The sequence below is a fragment of the Ruegeria sp. CDSB113 genome, from assembly GCF_059611045.1.
In genome coordinates, this window is record NZ_JBXWOU010000005.1 from 101987 (window position 1) to 119310 (window position 17324).

Here is a 17324-nt window from a genome sequence, read left to right on the forward strand (position 1 = left end):
GAATCTGCGGTTAAGACAAACGCAATTGATTGAAGTCAGGCTTGGGTCAACGTGTCGTTTCCCAGATGCGTCCCAGCGCTGCAAAGCCACCGACCAGCGCACCCATGAACCCCAAAAGCATCATGCCAAAGCCCAATGCGACGATCCCGGTCGCACCGCCAGCCAGAGCCGTCAACATTGCGAGCACCACTCCGGTAAGACCCATAACGGTGGAAAGGGTTGTCAGTTTGGTCATGTTGCCTCCGGTTACTCGCACTGCACACATCGATTGGATATGGGACGCGAGGGCCGGATTTCAAGAATCAGGTCGGATAGATCGGCGGTATCAGGCCTGTTTTGCCTGCGTATTGGGCTGTTTGGTGTCGAATTGTTCGAATCCGGGCGTTCCACGATCTTCCGGGTGGCGGTCCAGATGCTTGGCCTTGATCTGTTCGGAATTGTCCCGGCTGCCATCATGGCTGTAGCCGGGGGGTGCAAAGCAATAAGCCAGCCGCTGACGCATTGTCAGGCCCGGTTGTGTCGCGTCGCGCCAAATTCCAACCCACTCATGAAAAGCCACGCGCAGCGGGTTGAACGTGCCGATATTGTGCACCAGGCCATAGTCGACGCGGTCATCTTCCTGTTCGGGGACGAAAGTTCCGAACAGCTTGTCCCAGATGATGAAAACGCCAGCATAGTTGCAATCCAGATAACGTGCGTTGCGACCGTGATGGGCGCGGTGGTGGCTGGGCGTGTTCATCACCGCCTCGAACCAGCGGGGCATCTTGCCGATGGCCTCGGTATGAATCCAGAACTGATAGATCAGGTTCAGACCACCGACGAACAGCACCATCGCCGGATGGAAACCCAGTAGGATCAGAGGCGCGCGAACCACCATCATGAAGGTAAAAGTATAGGTCCATGTCTGACGCAGGGCGGTGGTCAGGTTGTAGTGCTGCGAGCTGTGGTGGTTCACGTGGCTGGCCCAGACCCAGCGAATGCGGTGACCAAAGCGGTGCACCCAGTAATAGCGGAAATCATCCAGCACAAAGCACAGAAGGATAACGGGGATAGAGGTGCCCAGGTTCAGCGGCGTGATCTGCCACAGCCACATGAAGAATGCATAGGCGATGAACCCCAACAGAAAGCCGGACGCGATGTTGCCAGCCCCCATGATCAGCGATGTGACAGCGTCCCGCGTCTCATAGCGGCCACCGCGCCCTTTGACGGCGATCCACAAAAATTCGGCCAGAATGGCAGCTATGAAAAAGGGGACAGCCCACTGCACGGCGTCCGGGAAAGTCACGTGGTCAATCATGCGGGCTCCATCAGGTGCTGCCAGTGGCGGCGTTCGCGTTCATCAAGGTGGATTATGGCCTTGGGCGTTCCGAAATCGTGGAATTGAACCTCGAACCCTTGCGGGTGATCCAGCAGATCAAAGTCCAGGAGATGCCGGGCCACGGTGTCTGCACCGAAAGACCACAGCAGACCATTTCCTGTTTCGGTTCGGATCAGGGCGGCGTGCCCGTCATGTGCAACAGTGACATCGATGATCGAATCATCCGGCGCATGGCGCATCCATTCTGACCACGCCAATTCGGGGGATAGCACGCGCAATCGGGATCTACCTGTCAGGTGCAGCAACAGGGTTATCCCGGCGATGCCTCCGACCACCAGAACCAATAGAATTTCAAGCGGCATTCCGTCCTCCTGCGCGGCAGAGTGCAAAGCGGCAGGCAGGCTGTCAAAGGTGGCGTCGCGTCAGCTATGTTCCAGACTGTCCAGAACCTCATACTGGACAACTCGCTGGACAAACGGCACCAACCCGTCCGACCCCGAGGCGCGATCCTTTAGGTGGATACAGATATCGGGCCTGCGTGCCGCGATGATGCCCACCATCTCGCCGCGTATCCTGTCATCAAGACCGGCACCCATGATCGCGCAGGCGATGCGCGGCTCTTCGTCCAGCTGCCGTTTGACTTCTTCCTGATCATGCGCGCCAAGCCATTGGATCGGAAGGTGATCAAGTTGCCGGGCAACGTCTCCGATCACATTTGGTAATTTGCCAATTAACAGAACTACCGGTTTCATCGTCGTCTCCCCTTCCTTCAGGTTGCAAACGAAAACCGGCCCATTTGGGCCGGTTTCAGCATAACACAAAACGTTCAGGAAGGCCTGATGCTTCAGCTGTTGCCCTCGACAAGGGTTGAAACGATCGCCTTGGCGCTGTCCGAGTTCCACTCGGCATCTCCGATCAGGCGGGCAATCTCGTTGCCGTCGGGGTCCAGAATGACAGTGATTGGCAGGGCGATCACGCCCATTTTGCGTGCAACTGCCGATTGGGGGTCCTGATGACGTGGCAGGTTGTCGATGCCGTTTTCCTCGAAAAACTTCTTGATCCCGGCTGGCGAGTTGCGCCCGGTGGCCAGTGTTACGACCTCGAATTTGTCGCCGCCGAATTCTTCTTGCAGCTCGGCGATCTGGGGCATTTCCTTGCGGCACGGCGCACACCAGGTGGCCCAGAAGTTTAGTAGAACATACTTGCCCTTGTAATCCGCAAGCGTCGCGGTGCCGCCGTCATCCTCAAGCTGAAATTCAACTGCTTCGACTGGTTTTGGCTCTTTGTGCAGGATCAGCCGTTTCAGGGAGTCCTCCCGGAGCGGTGCCAGAGTTTCGGCATCCGTGGCCAAAGCCGCGTTTGCACCCAACGCAAGGGCCATATAAAGGGGGATCAGACGAAATAGGCGCATATCAACTCCGGGTTTTCTTACATGACCGATCAATCTTCGAACCAGATGTGGGGCGGCCGCTTTGCCGCCGGTCCAGACGCGATCATGGAGGCGATCAACGCCTCGATCGGGTTCGATCAGCGGATGGCAGCCCAGGACATTGCAGGCTCGCGTGCCCATGCCGCCATGCTGGCTGCCACAGGTGTTATAACTGATAGTGATGCGCAGGCTATTCGGGAAGGGCTGCTCACCGTTTTGTCAGAAATCCAGAACGGAGAATTTCAGTTCTCGACCGCGTTGGAAGACATCCACATGAATGTCGAGGCGCGCCTGAAAGAGGTGATTGGCGAACCCGCAGGCCGTTTGCACACAGGCCGGTCGCGCAATGACCAGGTGGCGACCGATTTCAAACTTTGGGTCCGCGATCAGTTTGATGCGGCTGAATCCGGCCTGCTGGCCCTGATCCGCGCGCTTTTGGCGCAGGCTGAGGCTGGCGCTGATTGGGTTATGCCCGGCTTTACCCATCTGCAAGTTGCGCAGCCCGTCACATGGGGCCATCACATGATGGCCTATGTCGAGATGTTTGGCCGCGATCTGTCCCGTGTCCGCGATGCACGCGCCCGGATGAACGAATCCCCCTTGGGTGCTGCCGCGCTGGCTGGAACGTCCTTCCCCATCGATCGTCAGATGACGGCTGAGGCGCTGGGCTTTGACCGCCCCGCCGCCAACTCGCTGGATGCCGTCAGCGACCGTGATTTCGCGCTGGAATTCCTGTCGACCGCCTCAATTTGCGCTGTACACTTGTCGCGCTTTGCCGAAGAGCTGGTGATCTGGTCGTCGGCCCAGTTCCGCTTTGTTACGCTGTCCGACCGGTTCTCGACCGGTTCGTCGATCATGCCACAGAAAAAGAACCCTGATGCCGCCGAACTGATCCGTGCCAAGGTGGGTCGGATTTACGGTGCCAATACTGCACTGATGATGGTGATGAAGGGCCTGCCTCTGGCGTATTCCAAGGACATGCAGGAAGACAAGGAACAGGTCTTTGACGCCGCCGACAACTGGATGCTGGCTCTGGCCGCGATGGAAGGCATGGTCAAGGACATGACGGCCAACCGCGAAAGCCTTGCTGCCGCCGCAGGGTCTGGTTTTTCGACCGCGACCGATCTGGCCGATTGGCTGGTCCGTGTTCCGGGCCTGCCGTTCCGCGACGCGCACCACGTTACCGGATCGCTGGTCGCCATGGCCGAAAGCAAGGGCTGTGACCTGCCTGATCTGACGCTGGAAGACATGCAATCGGTCCATGCGGACATCACCGACAATGTCTATTCTGTCCTTACCGTCGAAAATTCGGTAAACTCACGCCAGTCTTTTGGTGGCACTGCACCGGATCAGGTGCGTGCCCAGGTCAAGCGGTGGAAGGCGCTGGTGTGATGCAGATACTACGTGTGGTCCTACTAATCGCGGCCGGGGTTGCCCTGGCAGGCTGCGGAGCGGATGGCGAACCCATCCAACCCACGATGAGCGCAAATATCGGTGTCGGCAGCAGCGGTACCTATGGCGGTGTCGGGGTCGGCCTGCGACGCGGTGGGCTGGGCGTTTTCCTGGGGCTGTAATCGTCGATAGCAATCTCGCATAACCATGCCTATTTGAACGGCATAGTGGCCGAGCGCCAAAATCAAAAAAGAAGTCAAGACAATGAAAACCATCGGCCTGATCCTCTCGCTGGTCGTACTGGCAGCCTGCGACCCAACATATAAACCCCGCCCCGAGCCCGCAGAGACATCAACCGGGAACGGCATCAAAATCTCGGGCTATGGCCGGGTCGGTGTTTCCACATCGAACTGATCTTGCGCGGAATCCATTGATCCGCGTGGCCATTTTGGTCTAAGCGCGCAGTCATGGATCACTTTCTCTACCGCGACGGCGCGCTATACGCCGAGGATGTCCCGATTTCCGAAATCGCAGCCGCGGTCGGAACACCGTTTTATGTTTATTCCACCGCCACGCTGTTGAGGCACTTCCAGCTGTTTGATGACGCGCTGGAAGGGATGGACCATCTAGTCTGCTATGCCATGAAAGCGGCCAGCAATCAGGCGATCCTGAAGACGCTGGCACAGGCCGGTGCGGGGATGGACGTGGTCTCGGGCGGGGAATACCTGCGTGCCAAGGCGGCTGGCGTGCCGGGCGACAAGATCGTGTTCTCGGGCGTTGGCAAGACCGCGGATGAGATTCGCGCTGCGCTGAGCGGCGGTATCCGCCAGTTCAACGTGGAATCCGAACCTGAGATGGAAGTGATCAACGCCATCGCGTTGGAACTGGGTGTGGTCGCGCCGATCACCGTTCGGGTGAATCCGGACGTAGACGCCAAGACCCATGCCAAGATCGCGACTGGCAAGTCTGAGAACAAGTTTGGGATCCCGATCGCACGCGCATCTGAGGTTTATGCCCACGCAGCCAGCCTTCCGGGGCTGGAGGTGATCGGTATCGACGTCCATATCGGCTCGCAACTGACCGAGCTGGAGCCGTTCGAGATGGCCTACACCAAAGTCGCCGAACTTACCGAAAAGTTGCGGTCCGAGGGACACAATATCCGACGCCTTGATCTGGGCGGGGGATTGGGCATTCCATACACCCGCGCCAATGACGCACCACCGTTGCCGGTGGAGTATGGCGCGTTGATCAAGAAAACGCTGGGCCATCTGGGCTGCGAGATCGAGATCGAACCTGGCCGCCTGATTGCCGGAAACGCCGGTCTGATGGTCAGCAAGGTAATTTACGTGAAATCTGGCGAGGGTCGTGACTTCCTGATTCTGGATGGCGCGATGAACGACCTGATCCGTCCGGCTATGTACGAGGCACATCACGATATCGTTGCCGTGCAGGAACCCGCTCCGGGCGTTGAACAACAACCCTATGACATTGTTGGCCCTGTTTGCGAAAGCGGTGATACTTTTGCAAAGGAACGCAACATGCCGCCCCTTGCGCCTGGCGATCTGGTCGCCTTCCGCAGCGCCGGGGCCTACGGCGCAGTGATGTCCAGCGAATACAATACCCGCCCTCTGATCCCCGAGGTTCTGGTGCATGGAGATCAATTTGCAGTTATTCGTGAACGGCCAAGCTTTGACGAAATCATAAACCGCGATACCATACCTGAGTGGCTTTGACGCGATAACCGCGCGGGCCCGCTCAGGAGGCCTGCCTTGACCGCAAGACATAACCTGCCGATTCCAAGACTTTCCCTGTGGCTGACGCACGCAGGGATGCTGGCCGAGCAGTTTTTGCGCGCATTTTGGCCGTTTTTCTCGGTTTTGATGGCAATTCTGGCGGCTTTGATGCTGGGCTTGCAGGACGAGGTCCGCGTTGAAATCGTCTGGGGCGTGGGCGCTGTCGCACTGTTGGGGCTGGCCGCTACGCTGATTGTTGGTGCAAGGCGATTCCATTTCCCTTCACGGGCCGAAGCGCTGATGCGGCTGGATGCGGCGATGCCGGGACGGCCTATCCAAGCTTTGATAGATGATCAGGCCATCGGCGCGATGGACGCGGATTCTGTCGCGTTGTGGCGTGCGCACCAGAATAGGATGGCGCGACGTGTTGCGCAGGCCGAACCTGTCAAACCCGATTTGCGGCTGGCGGATCGCGACCCTTATGCGCTGCGCTATTCGGCACTGCTGGCGCTGGTGATCGCGGCGATGTTCGGGTCGTTCTGGCGCATCGGCTCGGTGGCCGAGATGACGCCGGGCGCCGCCGTGGCAGGGCAAGGTCCAAGCTGGGAAGGCTGGGTTGAGCCGCCCCGTTACACCGGGCTACCGACGCTGTATCTGGCTGATCAATCCGATCCGACGTTGTCCGTTCCGCAGGGCAGTCGTATCACTCTTCGCTTCTACGGGGAAATCGGCGCGCACAGTTTGACGGAAACCACCACGCCTTTGGGCACTGAGGCGGCCACCGAGCCGGAGCAGGATTTTGTCGTCGAACGCTCGGGCCAGTTCAAAATCGACGGCCCATCGGGCCGCGACTGGGCGCTGAACGTTATTGCGGATACCCGCCCACAGGTGGCCGTGGCCGGTTCCGCCGAGTCCGAGGCCGGCGGTCAGATGAAACTGCCATTTGCTGCCAGCGATGATTATGGCGTGGTATCCGGCTCGGCTGTGATCGAATTGGATCTGGCCTCAGTCGACCGGCAGTATGGTCTGACGGCTGCGCCTGAGCCGCGCGAGGTCATAACGGTTGAACTGCCCATGCCGATCACCGGCGACCGGGCGGATTTCACCGAAGATCTTATCGAGGATTTTTCACAACACCCATGGGCGCATTTGCCGGTAAAAATCACTTTGATGGCCCGAGACGCGGCGGATCAAGAGGGGCAATCCGAGCCTTATGCGACTGCGCTGCCCGCCCGTCGGTTCTTTGACCCGCTGGCCGCTGCCGTGATCGAACAGCGCCGCGATCTGCTGTGGACTCGCGAAAACGCGACCCGGGTTTCGCAGATGCTGCGGGCGGTATCGCACCTGCCCGAAGAGCTTTTCCGGTCCGACACCGCCTATCTGCGCTTGCGCGTGATCCTACGCCGGTTGGAAATGTTCAACGAGTACGGCCTGAAACAGGAACAGCAGGCAGAAATCGCCGAGGCGCTTTGGGAGCTGGGCGTTCTGATAGAAGACGGTACCCTTGCAGACGCGCTGGAACGCATGCGCCGCGCGCAGGAGCGCCTGACAGAGGCGATGAAAAACGGTGCCACGGATGAAGAGATCGCCGAGTTGATGCAGGAACTGCGCGAGGCAACGCAGGACTACATGCGCCAATTGCAACGTCTGGCGCAGGAAAACGGTGAGTTCGACGAAAATCAGCAAGGTCAGGACGGCGAGTCCATGCAAATGACGCAGGACGACCTGCAACGCATGATGGACCGAATTCAGGAGCTGATGGAACAGGGCCGCATGGCCGAGGCGCAGCAAGCGCTGGAAGAGTTTCAGCAGATGATGGAGAATATGCGCGTTACGCAGGGCCAGGGTCAGGGACAACAGTCCGAAGGCCAGCAGGCGATGGAAGGATTGGCCGAAACTCTGCGCGAACAGCAGGGTCTGAGCGATCAAGCCTTCCGTGATCTGCAGGAACAGTTCAACCCCGGCGCGCAAGCCGGCGAAAGCCAGGGCAACGAAGGCCGCTCGGGTGGGCAGGGCCGGGGCCAGAGCCACGAAGGACAAGGCGGTCAGGGTCAGGGGACTGACGAACAGGGCAGCGGCAGCCAGCAAGGCCAGGGGTCACTTGCAGATCGCCAACAGGCCTTACGCGATGAGCTGAACCGCCAGCAGCAAGGATTGCCCGGTACCGGAACCCCCGAAGGTGACGCCGCGCGCGATGCGCTGGACCGTGCCGGGCGCGCGATGGAGGGTGCTGAAGAAGCCCTGCGCGGCGATGATCTGGCCGAAGCAATCGACCAACAGTCCGAAGCGATGGAAGCCCTGCGCGAGGGCATGCGATCCCTGGGCGAAGCGCTGGCACAAAACCAGCAGAACCAGCCGGGCCAAGGGTCGCAGGAAGGCGACATGCAAGCTGACAACCGTGATCCGCTGGGCCGTAGCCCGGGGGCCAATGGCACAATCTCAACCGATGAAAACCTGCTGCAGGGTGAAGATGTCTATCGCCGCGCCCGCGAATTGCTGGACGAAATCCGCCGCCGGACTGGGGAATCGGATCGCCCCCAGATCGAACTGGAATACCTCAAACGCCTGTTAGAGAGGTTCTGATCTAAGTCAGTTCTGAGAGGTGCCAGACCCGGTCTGTGCCTCAAGCCACAAACGCGCCTGGTCCACCAGAGAGACATAGCTGTTGAGAACCGGATCAGCCTGCGGCACCGCTTCGGAAATCTTCTGAGAATTGCTGTAGATCAGCAACAGGATCACGCCGACAATCAGAATCAGCAGGAACCCGCGCCGGAACCCGCCAGACTTGCGGGGTGGGGGCATGTCTTCGTCCAGCTTTGGCAGGGGGTCGTCGCTGCGCAGGCTGGAATTGATTGCTTCAACATCCGGCAGCGCGTCTTTCTGACCGAAATCCTTTGCGGTTTCTGTCGCGATCAGGTCCTTGGCGGCTTTTTCCACTTCGGGCGGCGCGTCGAGTGCCAAATCGGTCTGCGTCTCGAGGCTGCCGCCTTCGTGGGCGCGCAGGTCTGCTTCGCGGGCCGCTTCTTCCTTGAGGATGTTGGCAACCACAGGGTCGACATTGCCGGTCGGGGAAGCTGCGGCAGGTTCGGGTTCTGATTTGGGCTCCTCGACAGGTTTCGCGACAATCTCAGGCGTTTCCGCCTTTGCCGCGGGTTCGTCCGCGGGCGTTTCCGGCTTTACCGGTTCAGATGCAGTTTCGGGGTATTTGGCCTGAAACCAAGTCTTTTCGCAGTTGGAACACTGCACATCGCGGCCTTCCTCGGGAATGACCTCGTCTGGCACTTCGTACTGAGCACCACAATTCGGACAAGTAAGACGCATGCTGCCTCCCGGTCGGGGGCCCGACCTGATAATAGTTTTTTCAGGGATGTTATTCCGTTAAGACCTGACCGCAAAGGGTGTTTTCGGTTTCACACGGCAAGTGTCACCAATTCGACCCGGTGCAGGCATTGAAACCACAACCGCGCTCGGGCAAGAAGGGCGGCAACAATAATTGGGGGCCCTTGTGATCGAGCTGGAAAACGTCAGCTACACCTATGGTGATGGTGAGTTGCTGAGCGACGTATCGCTTCAGTTGCAGCCGGGGTCGTTCCATTTTCTGACCGGTCCGTCGGGTGCGGGCAAGACGACCTTGCTCAAGCTATGTTATGGCGCGTTGCTGGCCACATCAGGACGGATGACCGCATTTGAGCAGGACATTGCACGCCTGGACCGAGATCAGATGGCGCTGCTGCGTCGCCGGATCGGGGTCGTGCATCAGGATTGCCGATTTCTGGACCATATGACCTTGGCTGAAAACGTCGCTTTACCGTTGATGGTGTCCGGCAAAGGCGAGAATGCGCAGAAAGAAGACCTGCTGGAATTGCTGAACTGGGTCGGGCTGGGCACACGGCTCGATGCGCTTCCGCCGGAGCTTTCCGGGGGTGAGCGTCAGCGCGCAGCTTTGGCGCGGGCGGTTATCTTGTCGCCGGACGTTGTGCTGGCCGATGAGCCGACCGGCAATGTGGATTGGGAAATGTCCCAGCGATTGCTGCGCCTGCTGGTCGAGTTGAACAAGATGGGCAAGACCGTGCTGATCGCGACCCATGACCTGAGCCTGATCCGCGCGGCCAAAAGCCAGGTTCAGGCCCGTGTCCTTCGGATATCGCAGCGCCAGATTCAATTGGCGGGGGCGGATCTATGAACAAGGGCACCATCCGCAGCATGCTGGTGCGCGACAAACGCGCAGATCGGGTTGTTCCACCATCCGGCTACACGGCGCAGCTGACACTGTTCGTTTCTGGCGCGATGGCCTTTCTGGCCGTTTTCGCGCTTGCCTTGTCGCTGGCATCAGGCCGGCTGGCCGACCGTTGGGCATCGGAACTAGCAGGGGCTGCCACTTTGCGTATAAACGCGCCCGCCGAACAGCTTTCCGCCCAGACCGAGGCCGCGCTGACCGTGCTGGCCCAAACCCCAGGCGTTGCGTCGGCACGCGCCCTGACCGCAGAGGAACAGGTCGCGCTTTTGTCCCCATGGTTCGGCCCCGACCTGCCACTGGACACGCTCCCGGTGCCACAACTGATCGAAATCATTGAGGGCGAACCGGGTCTAGATACCGCTGGTTTGCGCTTGCGACTTGGTGCCGAAGTGCCCGGCGCCGTGCTGGACGACCATTCACGCTGGCGCGAGCCGCTGGTCGAGGCGGCAAACTCGCTTCGGCGATTGGGCTGGGTGTCTATTCTGCTGATCGGCGGCGCAACGGCGGCGATGATCACGCTTGCGGCCAATGCGTCACTGGCGGCCAATGCGCAGATCATCGAAGTCCTGCGTCTGGTCGGTGCCCGTGATCGTTTTATCGCCAGCGCATTTGTACGGCGGTTCACATATCGCGCTTTCTTCGGGGCCCTCGTCGGGGTGCTGTTCGGCATGACCGGTGTTCTGCTGTTGCCCGAAGCCTCGGTTGAGGGCGGGTTTCTGACCGGATTGGGTTTTCAGGGGGTTGGCTGGCTGTTGCCTGCGCTGATACCTCTGCTGGGGGCTGCGGTGGCGTTCTTGGCCACCTGGACAGCGGCCGTGCGCAAATTGAAGGAGCTTTCGTGATGGCTACAGCGATCCAATGGGTGCGCTCTTTGATCTTCATGATCGTGATTTACGCGTGGATGCTGATCCTTGGTATCGTTTTCGCGCCCTACGCGCTGTTTACCAAACGCGGGGCTTTGCAGGCATGTAAAACCTACGCGCGATCGACGATCTGGTTGGCCAGCTGGATGGTTGGCATCCGTTGTGAGGTTCGCGGAAACGTTCCAGTGGACGAGGTCGTGATCGGAGCCAAACACCAGTCCTTTCTAGACATCATCATGATCTTCAGCGCCATTCCGCACGGCAAGTTCATTATGAAAAGGGAACTGCTGTATACCCCGGTTATCGGTCTCTATGCCCGTCGCCTTGGGTGTATACCGGTTGATCGCGGCAGAAAGGGTGCTGCTGTCGCCAAGATGGTCAAAGACGTGGCTAAAGAGTTCTCTGAGCCCGGGCAGCTTGTGATTTACCCGCAGGGCACGCGCGTCGCACCGGGGGCGAAGAAACCCTACAAGGTCGGGACAGCCGTTCTCTATGAAGGACTGGGCTTTCCTTGTGTGCCGGTTGCGACGAATGCCGGTGTTTTCTGGCCGCGTACCGGGCTTATGCGCAAACCTGGTCTTGCAATTGTCGACTTTCTTGACCCGATCGAACCGGGTGTTGGACGGGATCAATTTCTTGGGCGTCTGGAAGACGTGATCGAAACACGATCCAATGCATTGATGCGAGAAGTGGGGTTTGAACCGGATGGAGCTCATTAAGGACATTAAAATGCTCGAGGCGCTCTACGGCACACCGGGCGCGCCTGCATTGCGCAAAGTGGCCAGACAGCTCACACCGCTTTATCGCAAATGGATCATGGCGTCGCGCCTGTGCATCCTCAGCACCGTTGGGCCCGAGGGTGTCGATGGCAGCCCGAGAGGTGACGACGGCCCGGTTGTACTGGAACTTGATCCGCACACACTGGCGATGCCTGACTGGCGTGGGAATAACCGGCTGGACAGCTTGCGTAATATCGTGCGCGACCCGCGAGTGTCGTTGATGTTCATGGTGCCGGGGTCCAACAGTGTCGTGCGATTGAATGGCACGGCGCATGTGACAGCTGATGAAAATTTGCGTGCGCAGTTCGAAAAGCAGGGCAAAAAACCAGCGACAGTAATCGTTATAGAAATCACTGAGATTTACACCCAATGCGCCCGTGCCTTGATGCGGGCCCGTACCTGGGTCAGTGGCGACGAGACCGCGCATGTGCCGACCGTCGGTGAAATCCTCGCCGAGGCGTCGGACGGCGAGGAAGGCGGCACGCAATATGATCAGGAATGGGGTGCGCGCGCCGCGAAGACGATGTGGTAGGCGCGGGATCATGCTGCCGCGGCACCGATCCGGGCTACCTTTGATATCCAGCGGTCCACGCTGCCGGGTTTAGGATAGCTGGCGCCCGCAAAATAAGTGAACCGGGTCGGTTTGAAACCGACAAATCCCAGAATCTGATCGCGGATCTGGCGGATCAGTGCTTGCCTGTAGATGAAACGCATGAACCAACCCGGCGTGTCAGAGGTAAGGATGACCCGCGCCGTGCGCCCTGTCAGCATAGGTGCTGGAAAGCCGATCCTTGTAGTATTTCGCGTGTCGAAGGTGCGTCCGGGGATGAATGCCCGGTCAATCAAACCTTTCAGCTTGGCCGGCAAGCCGCCCCACCACATCGGTGCCGTCAGGACAAGGTGTTCGCTCCACTCAAAATCCTGCAGCACTTGTTCCAATGCGGGTTCCAACGGTTTGAAGTCCTCATAGTTTCCCTGACCAAAGTCATGGTCGAACTGCAAATCGCTCAGATGAATTATGCGAACCTCGTGCCCCTGTCGTTGGGCCGCGTCGGCATAGGTTTCGGCAAATGTCCGGGACAGGCTGGTTTCGCCTGGGTGTCCATCGAGGATTAGGATTTTCTTAGGTTGCATCGCGAATCTCCAAAAATGACCGTGGTCAGTTTGTAGTGGTAAAAAATGACCACGGTCAATTACTAAATTTGACCAAGGTCAAAAAACATGCGAACAGGGCATATGCAAAAGACAGTTCAAAAGAGAACCCTTAAAACGCGCGCCCGATTAATCGAGGCCGCAGAGGACGTTATTGAAAGAAACGGCTATCAGGCTTTGCGGGTGGAAGACGTGGTTCAGGCAGCCGGGGTCGCAAAGGGAACCTTTTTTGCGCATTTCCGGGACAAAGACGCGCTAATGGAAATGCTGATTGGTGAGAGGTTGGTTGCCTGTTTCGATCAGGTCGAACAAGGTCCTGTCCCTCGCGCTGCCCCCGAAATCGCCGATGCCCTACAACCGATTCACGCCTTCATGACGTCCGAGCGTTATGTGTTCGATCTGATCATCCGATACTCAGGCGCTACAGCGATCACCGAGATCGGGCCCATAGCGCGCTGTTTCGAACGCTATGTCAGACTGGTTGCTGGCTGGTTGGAAACCGCGAAGGTCCGCAAAGACATATCCCCCGACCTGCTGGCCGAGGGGGTTCAGGCTTTTGCCATTCAGTCAATGTCGCTGAAGTTCTGCGCGCTGCATGAGGCAGAGAGCTTTTCAGATAGGTTAGAAATCTATCTGGACGCGTGGTTAACCCCGCCAAACTGACGGGTGCCGGGGTTGTTTTATCAGCTGTGGATTGGTCCGTCGCCACAGGCCAACGCAGCCTCACGCACGGCTTCCGAATAAGTTGGGTGGGCGTGGCAGGTCAGGGCCAGATCCTCGGCCGAGGCGCCGAACTCCATCGCCACACAGACTTCATGAATCAGATCGCCGGCACCGGGGCCGATGATGTGGCAGCCCAGAATGCGATCAGTTTCCTTGTCGGCCAGAATTTTGACAAACCCATCGGTCATCAAGTTCGCCTTGGCGCGTCCGTTGCCCATGAACATGAACTTGCCGACTTTATAGGCGCGGCCCTGTTCTTTCAGGGTCTCTTCGGTTTCGCCCACATTTGCGACCTCGGGCCATGTGTAGATCACACCCGGGATGACGCCGTAGTTCACGTGCCCATGCTTGCCCGCAACCTGCTCGGCTGCGGCCATACCTTCATCTTCTGCCTTATGCGCCAGCATGGGGCCTTCGGTCACGTCACCAATGGCGTAAATGCCCGGCACGTTGGTCTGCCAATCGGCCCCCACCTTGATCTGACCACGCGGTGTCATTTCAACGCCCAAAGCTTCCAGACCCAAACCATCCGAGTACGGTTTTCGTCCGGTGGCGACCAGAACTGTATCAGCCTCGATCACATGTTCGCTGTCATCCTTGCGCAGCTTGTAGGTCACCTTTGCCTTGGTCTTGGTGGCTTCGGTCTTTTGGACCGCCGCACCCATGACAAATTTAAGGCCCTGTTTCTTGAGGATGCGCTGGAAGGTTTTCTGAACTTCGGGGTCCATGCCGGGGGTGATCGCGTCGAGGAACTCGACCACAGTCACCTCCGCGCCCAGACGCTGATAGACCGAGCCCAGTTCCAGCCCGATCACGCCCGCGCCGATCACCACCAACTTCTTTGGCACCTTGTTCAGCGACAGAGCGCCGGTCGAAGTCACCACAACTTTTTCGTCAACGTCGACACCGGGCAGCGAGGACGGTTCGGACCCGGATGCGATAATTATGTTCTTGGCGGTGTGAACCTCGTCGCCCACTTTGACCTGACCCGCGGCAGGGATCGAGCCCCAGCCTTTCAACCAGTCGATCTTGTTTTTCTTGAACAGGAACTCGATACCCTTGGTATTGCCGTCGATCGTTTCCTGCTTGTAGCCCTGCATCTGTTTCCAATCGACCGAGGGGCTTTTGCCCTTCAGGCCCATCTTGGCAAAGTTATGCTCGGCCTCATGCAGTTGATGGCTGGCATGCAGCAGCGCCTTCGAGGGGATACAGCCGACGTTCAGGCAGGTTCCACCCAGAGTTTCACGCCCTTCGACGCAGGCAGTCTTCAGACCCAGCTGAGCGCAACGGATGGCGCAAACATAGCCGCCGGGGCCTGATCCGATTACGATAACGTCATAATTTGCCATGTGTCAGGTCCTTATCGTTTACGGGGATGGCGGCAATTTTCTGCACGCCGGGGCGTTTCCCCATTACATTATCCATGTCAGCGACTGAATCAAAAGACAGCCGCCAGCAACATTACAGTGTTGGCCGCCAAGCCAACGATCCAGATCACGGTTCGCCAAGGCGTCCAACCCAATGCGTAGGCGGGGACGTAGAGGATGCGGACGATCAAATAGATCCAGCTACAGGCCGCAGTGAGCCCGTTCGACTGGCCCGAAACCGTCACGACAAGCGCCGCAATTGCGAACAGAACCAACCCTTCAGTGTGATTGCTGAGCGCACGGTGTAGACGCCCCGAAACCCCCGGTTTGTCAAAGGGCATATCCCGCGGGCCAATCGCAAGGCCAAGGTCAATCTTTCCGTGTCCTGCAGCCAGATAGACCACGAATTGCGCGACCCAAAGTAATGCGGCAAGGGTCAGGACGGTTAGTTCCGTGGTCATCCAGTGGTTCCCTTTGAGCTGTCGAAAGTCATCGCGTTACCCGTTCGTGCCGCGCCCCCAATGGGGAGGCGCAGCTTCATGCTTTCAAACAGGGTCCAGAACCTTGGTCTGGATATGTGCCACGCCACCACGTTCGTGGTGCATGGCCAACTCTTCGGATTCAATGAAGCTCTGGGCCCGGTCGAGATCGGTGATCTCGAACAAGGCGACCGCGTGGTCCTTTCGATCAGGGTCTTTCCAGATATGGAGGTCGCGGATGCCCGCGGCCTCTCTCATTGGTTTGTCTTCTTCAAACACTTTCAGCCAGACATCAAAATCTGCCACGTCAGCTTGCCAGAGTACATGTGTTGCCATGATTACAGATCCATCAGCAGACGGCGCGGGTCTTCCAGCGCCTCTTTCACACGTACAAGGAACGTCACCGCGCCCTTGCCGTCAACAATCCGGTGGTCATAGGACAGTGCCAGATACATCATCGGGCGGATCTTGATCTCTCCATTGATGACCATTGGACGGTCCTGGATCTTGTGCATGCCAAGGATACCCGACTGCGGCGGGTTCAGGATCGGCGAGGACATCAGCGAGCCATAGACGCCACCGTTTGAGATGGTGAAGGTGCCGCCCTGCATCTCTGCCATGGACAACTTGCCGTCACGGGCGCGCTTGCCCTTTTCGGCGATGGCCTTCTCGATATCCGCGAAGGACATACTGTCAGCGTCGCGGATGACAGGAACAACCAGACCTTGCGGCGTACCGGCGGCGACGCCCATGTGAACGAAGTTCTTGTAGACAATGTCCGTGCCGTCAATCTCGGCGTTGACTTCGGGAACCTCTTTCAACGCGTGGCAGCACGCCTTGGTGAAGAACGACATAAAGCCCAGTTTCACGCCGTGTTTTTTCAGGAACAGCTCTTTGTATTCATTGCGCAGGCCCATCACCTCGGTCATGTCCACCTCGTTGAAGGTGGTCAGGATTGCCGCAGTGTTCTGCGCATCCTTCAAACGCTTGGCGATGGTCTGGCGCAGGCGGGTCATGCGCACGCGCTCTTCACGGGCGGCATCCTGCGCAGCAACCGGTGCCCGTGGCGCTTGTGCCGGTGCCGGAGCAGCCGCCGCAGGTGCCGGGGCTGCAGCCGTTGTCGCTGCGCGGGCAACATCTTCTTTCATGATCCGACCATCACGACCGGTGCCGGTGACCTGATCCGCGGACAAACCGGCCTCTGCCATAGCTTTTTCGGCGGATGGCGCGTTGGCGATGTCCTTGCCGGTGCTTGCTGCTGCAGCCGGAGCTGCTGCCGCAGCTGCCGGAGCAACGACGGACCCTGCCGCTGCGCCCGAAATCACCGCCAGTTTGGCCGACGCCTCAACTGTTGCGCCTTCGGGGGCAACGATTTCTGCCAAAACACCTGCAGCCGGGGCCGGAACCTCGACCGAGACCTTGTCGGTTTCCAGCTCACAAAGCATTTCGTCCTGCGCGACGCTGTCGCCGACCTGTTTGAACCATGTCGAAACGGTCGCTTCGGTCACGGATTCACCCAAGGTCGGCACCATGACGTCAACACTGCCGCCAGACGCCGCCGGAGTTGCCACAGCCGGGGCTGGCGCGGCTGCCGGGGCAGGGGCTGCGCCTTCACCTGCAACGATGGTGGCCAGCAACGCATCAACGCCAACGGTTTCACCTTCGGCGGCGACGATTTCGCCCATCACGCCAGCGGCAGGAGAGGGCACTTCGACGGTGACCTTGTCAGTCTCCAACTCACACAACATTTCATCAACCGCGACGGCGTCGCCGGGTTTCTTGAACCATGTCGCAACCGTGGCTTCGGTAACCGACTCGCCAAGCGTGGGAACTCGAACTTCAATGGACATCG

At 58.9% G+C, this 17324-nt stretch carries 21 protein-coding genes; 10 read left to right on the top strand and 11 right to left on the bottom strand.

The window, feature by feature from the left end:
• Positions 1-46 precede the first annotated feature (46 nt).
• The 5 genes from AC2FIS_RS11440 to AC2FIS_RS11460 all read right to left on the bottom strand — a co-directional run bounded on the left by AC2FIS_RS11440 (position 47) and on the right by AC2FIS_RS11460 (position 2729).
• Positions 47-235, bottom strand: coding sequence for a hypothetical protein (locus AC2FIS_RS11440; protein ID WP_145975011.1), 189 nt, complete (start codon positions 233-235; stop codon positions 47-49).
• A gap of 90 nt (positions 236-325) precedes the next feature.
• A complete protein-coding gene (locus AC2FIS_RS11445; protein WP_496773441.1) occupies positions 326-1297 on the bottom strand; it encodes a sterol desaturase family protein in 972 nt (323 codons plus the stop codon).
• The gene (locus tag AC2FIS_RS11450) at positions 1294-1680 is read right to left on the bottom strand and encodes a hypothetical protein (RefSeq protein WP_496773442.1); all 387 of its coding nucleotides are present in this window, start codon (positions 1678-1680) and stop codon (positions 1294-1296) included. Before AC2FIS_RS11450 ends, AC2FIS_RS11445 begins: the two co-directional genes overlap by 4 nt.
• A gap of 60 nt (positions 1681-1740) precedes the next feature.
• Positions 1741-2070, bottom strand: coding sequence for a hypothetical protein (locus AC2FIS_RS11455; RefSeq protein WP_496767571.1), 330 nt, complete (start codon positions 2068-2070; stop codon positions 1741-1743).
• A 92-nt stretch (positions 2071-2162) separates the two neighbouring features.
• Positions 2163-2729, bottom strand: coding sequence for a TlpA disulfide reductase family protein (locus tag AC2FIS_RS11460; protein ID WP_058273552.1), 567 nt, complete (start codon positions 2727-2729; stop codon positions 2163-2165).
• A 21-nt stretch (positions 2730-2750) separates the two neighbouring features.
• Here AC2FIS_RS11460 and argH point away from each other — a divergent pair, with 21 nt between their 5' ends.
• The 5 genes from argH to AC2FIS_RS11485 all read left to right on the top strand — a co-directional run bounded on the left by argH (position 2751) and on the right by AC2FIS_RS11485 (position 8455).
• The gene (argH, locus tag AC2FIS_RS11465) at positions 2751-4139 is read left to right on the top strand and encodes an argininosuccinate lyase (RefSeq protein ID WP_496722923.1); all 1389 of its coding nucleotides are present in this window, start codon (positions 2751-2753) and stop codon (positions 4137-4139) included.
• Positions 4139-4321 (top strand): argininosuccinate lyase, encoded by a 183-nt coding sequence (locus tag AC2FIS_RS11470; RefSeq protein ID WP_496722925.1) that lies wholly within the window; start codon positions 4139-4141, stop codon positions 4319-4321. The genes argH and AC2FIS_RS11470 overlap by 1 nt, the downstream gene beginning before the upstream one ends.
• 82 nt (positions 4322-4403) lie before the next feature.
• Positions 4404-4553 carry a hypothetical protein gene (locus AC2FIS_RS11475; protein ID WP_496722927.1) on the top strand — a complete coding sequence of 50 codons (150 nt, stop codon included), beginning with the start codon at positions 4404-4406 and terminating at the stop codon, positions 4551-4553.
• 53 nt (positions 4554-4606) lie between these two features.
• Complete coding sequence (gene lysA, locus AC2FIS_RS11480; RefSeq protein WP_282169815.1) at positions 4607-5872, top strand: diaminopimelate decarboxylase; 1266 nt, start codon at positions 4607-4609, stop codon at positions 5870-5872.
• 36 nt (positions 5873-5908) lie between these two features.
• Positions 5909-8455, top strand: a complete 2547-nt coding sequence (locus tag AC2FIS_RS11485; RefSeq protein ID WP_496773443.1) for a TIGR02302 family protein — start codon at positions 5909-5911, stop codon at positions 8453-8455.
• 6 nt (positions 8456-8461) lie between these two features.
• Here the strand turns inward: AC2FIS_RS11485 and AC2FIS_RS11490 are convergent, their stop codons facing one another.
• Complete coding sequence (locus AC2FIS_RS11490) at positions 8462-9193, bottom strand: zinc-ribbon domain-containing protein (protein ID WP_496773444.1); 732 nt, start codon at positions 9191-9193, stop codon at positions 8462-8464.
• A 184-nt stretch (positions 9194-9377) separates the two neighbouring features.
• On the opposite strand from AC2FIS_RS11490, the gene AC2FIS_RS11495 reads away from it, so the two are divergent.
• The 4 genes from AC2FIS_RS11495 to AC2FIS_RS11510 are packed head-to-tail and all read left to right on the top strand — an operon-like array spanning position 9378 to position 12283.
• Positions 9378-10055: a cell division ATP-binding protein FtsE gene (locus AC2FIS_RS11495; protein ID WP_058273548.1), complete on the top strand. Its 678-nt coding sequence runs from the start codon at positions 9378-9380 to the stop codon at positions 10053-10055.
• The gene (locus AC2FIS_RS11500) at positions 10052-10951 is read left to right on the top strand and encodes a cell division protein FtsX (RefSeq protein WP_496734330.1); all 900 of its coding nucleotides are present in this window, start codon (positions 10052-10054) and stop codon (positions 10949-10951) included. Before AC2FIS_RS11495 ends, AC2FIS_RS11500 begins: the two co-directional genes overlap by 4 nt.
• Positions 10951-11691: a lysophospholipid acyltransferase family protein gene (locus AC2FIS_RS11505; protein ID WP_496773445.1), complete on the top strand. Its 741-nt coding sequence runs from the start codon at positions 10951-10953 to the stop codon at positions 11689-11691. Before AC2FIS_RS11500 ends, AC2FIS_RS11505 begins: the two co-directional genes overlap by 1 nt.
• On the top strand, positions 11678-12283 hold the full coding sequence (locus tag AC2FIS_RS11510; protein ID WP_496773447.1) for a pyridoxamine 5'-phosphate oxidase family protein: 606 nt from the start codon (positions 11678-11680) through the stop codon (positions 12281-12283). The genes AC2FIS_RS11505 and AC2FIS_RS11510 overlap by 14 nt, the downstream gene beginning before the upstream one ends.
• A gap of 8 nt (positions 12284-12291) precedes the next feature.
• Here the strand turns inward: AC2FIS_RS11510 and AC2FIS_RS11515 are convergent, their stop codons facing one another.
• Positions 12292-12885 (bottom strand): NAD(P)H-dependent oxidoreductase, encoded by a 594-nt coding sequence (locus AC2FIS_RS11515; RefSeq protein WP_496773448.1) that lies wholly within the window; start codon positions 12883-12885, stop codon positions 12292-12294.
• A gap of 102 nt (positions 12886-12987) precedes the next feature.
• On the opposite strand from AC2FIS_RS11515, the gene AC2FIS_RS11520 reads away from it, so the two are divergent.
• Positions 12988-13566, top strand: coding sequence for a TetR/AcrR family transcriptional regulator (locus AC2FIS_RS11520; RefSeq protein ID WP_496773449.1), 579 nt, complete (start codon positions 12988-12990; stop codon positions 13564-13566).
• Positions 13567-13586: 20 nt separating this feature from the next.
• Here the strand turns inward: AC2FIS_RS11520 and lpdA are convergent, their stop codons facing one another.
• The 4 genes from lpdA to odhB form a co-directional block, all read right to left on the bottom strand.
• Positions 13587-14975 carry a dihydrolipoyl dehydrogenase gene (gene lpdA / locus AC2FIS_RS11525; RefSeq protein ID WP_496698757.1) on the bottom strand — a complete coding sequence of 463 codons (1389 nt, stop codon included), beginning with the start codon at positions 14973-14975 and terminating at the stop codon, positions 13587-13589.
• Between the two features lie 89 nt (positions 14976-15064).
• Positions 15065-15454: an MAPEG family protein gene (locus tag AC2FIS_RS11530; protein WP_496773450.1), complete on the bottom strand. Its 390-nt coding sequence runs from the start codon at positions 15452-15454 to the stop codon at positions 15065-15067.
• Positions 15455-15538: 84 nt separating this feature from the next.
• Positions 15539-15808, bottom strand: a complete 270-nt coding sequence (locus AC2FIS_RS11535) for a hypothetical protein (RefSeq protein WP_058273540.1) — start codon at positions 15806-15808, stop codon at positions 15539-15541.
• Between the two features lie 2 nt (positions 15809-15810).
• Positions 15811-17322, bottom strand: a complete 1512-nt coding sequence (gene odhB, locus AC2FIS_RS11540; RefSeq protein WP_496773451.1) for a 2-oxoglutarate dehydrogenase complex dihydrolipoyllysine-residue succinyltransferase — start codon at positions 17320-17322, stop codon at positions 15811-15813.
• Between the last annotated feature and the right edge of the window lie 2 nt (positions 17323-17324).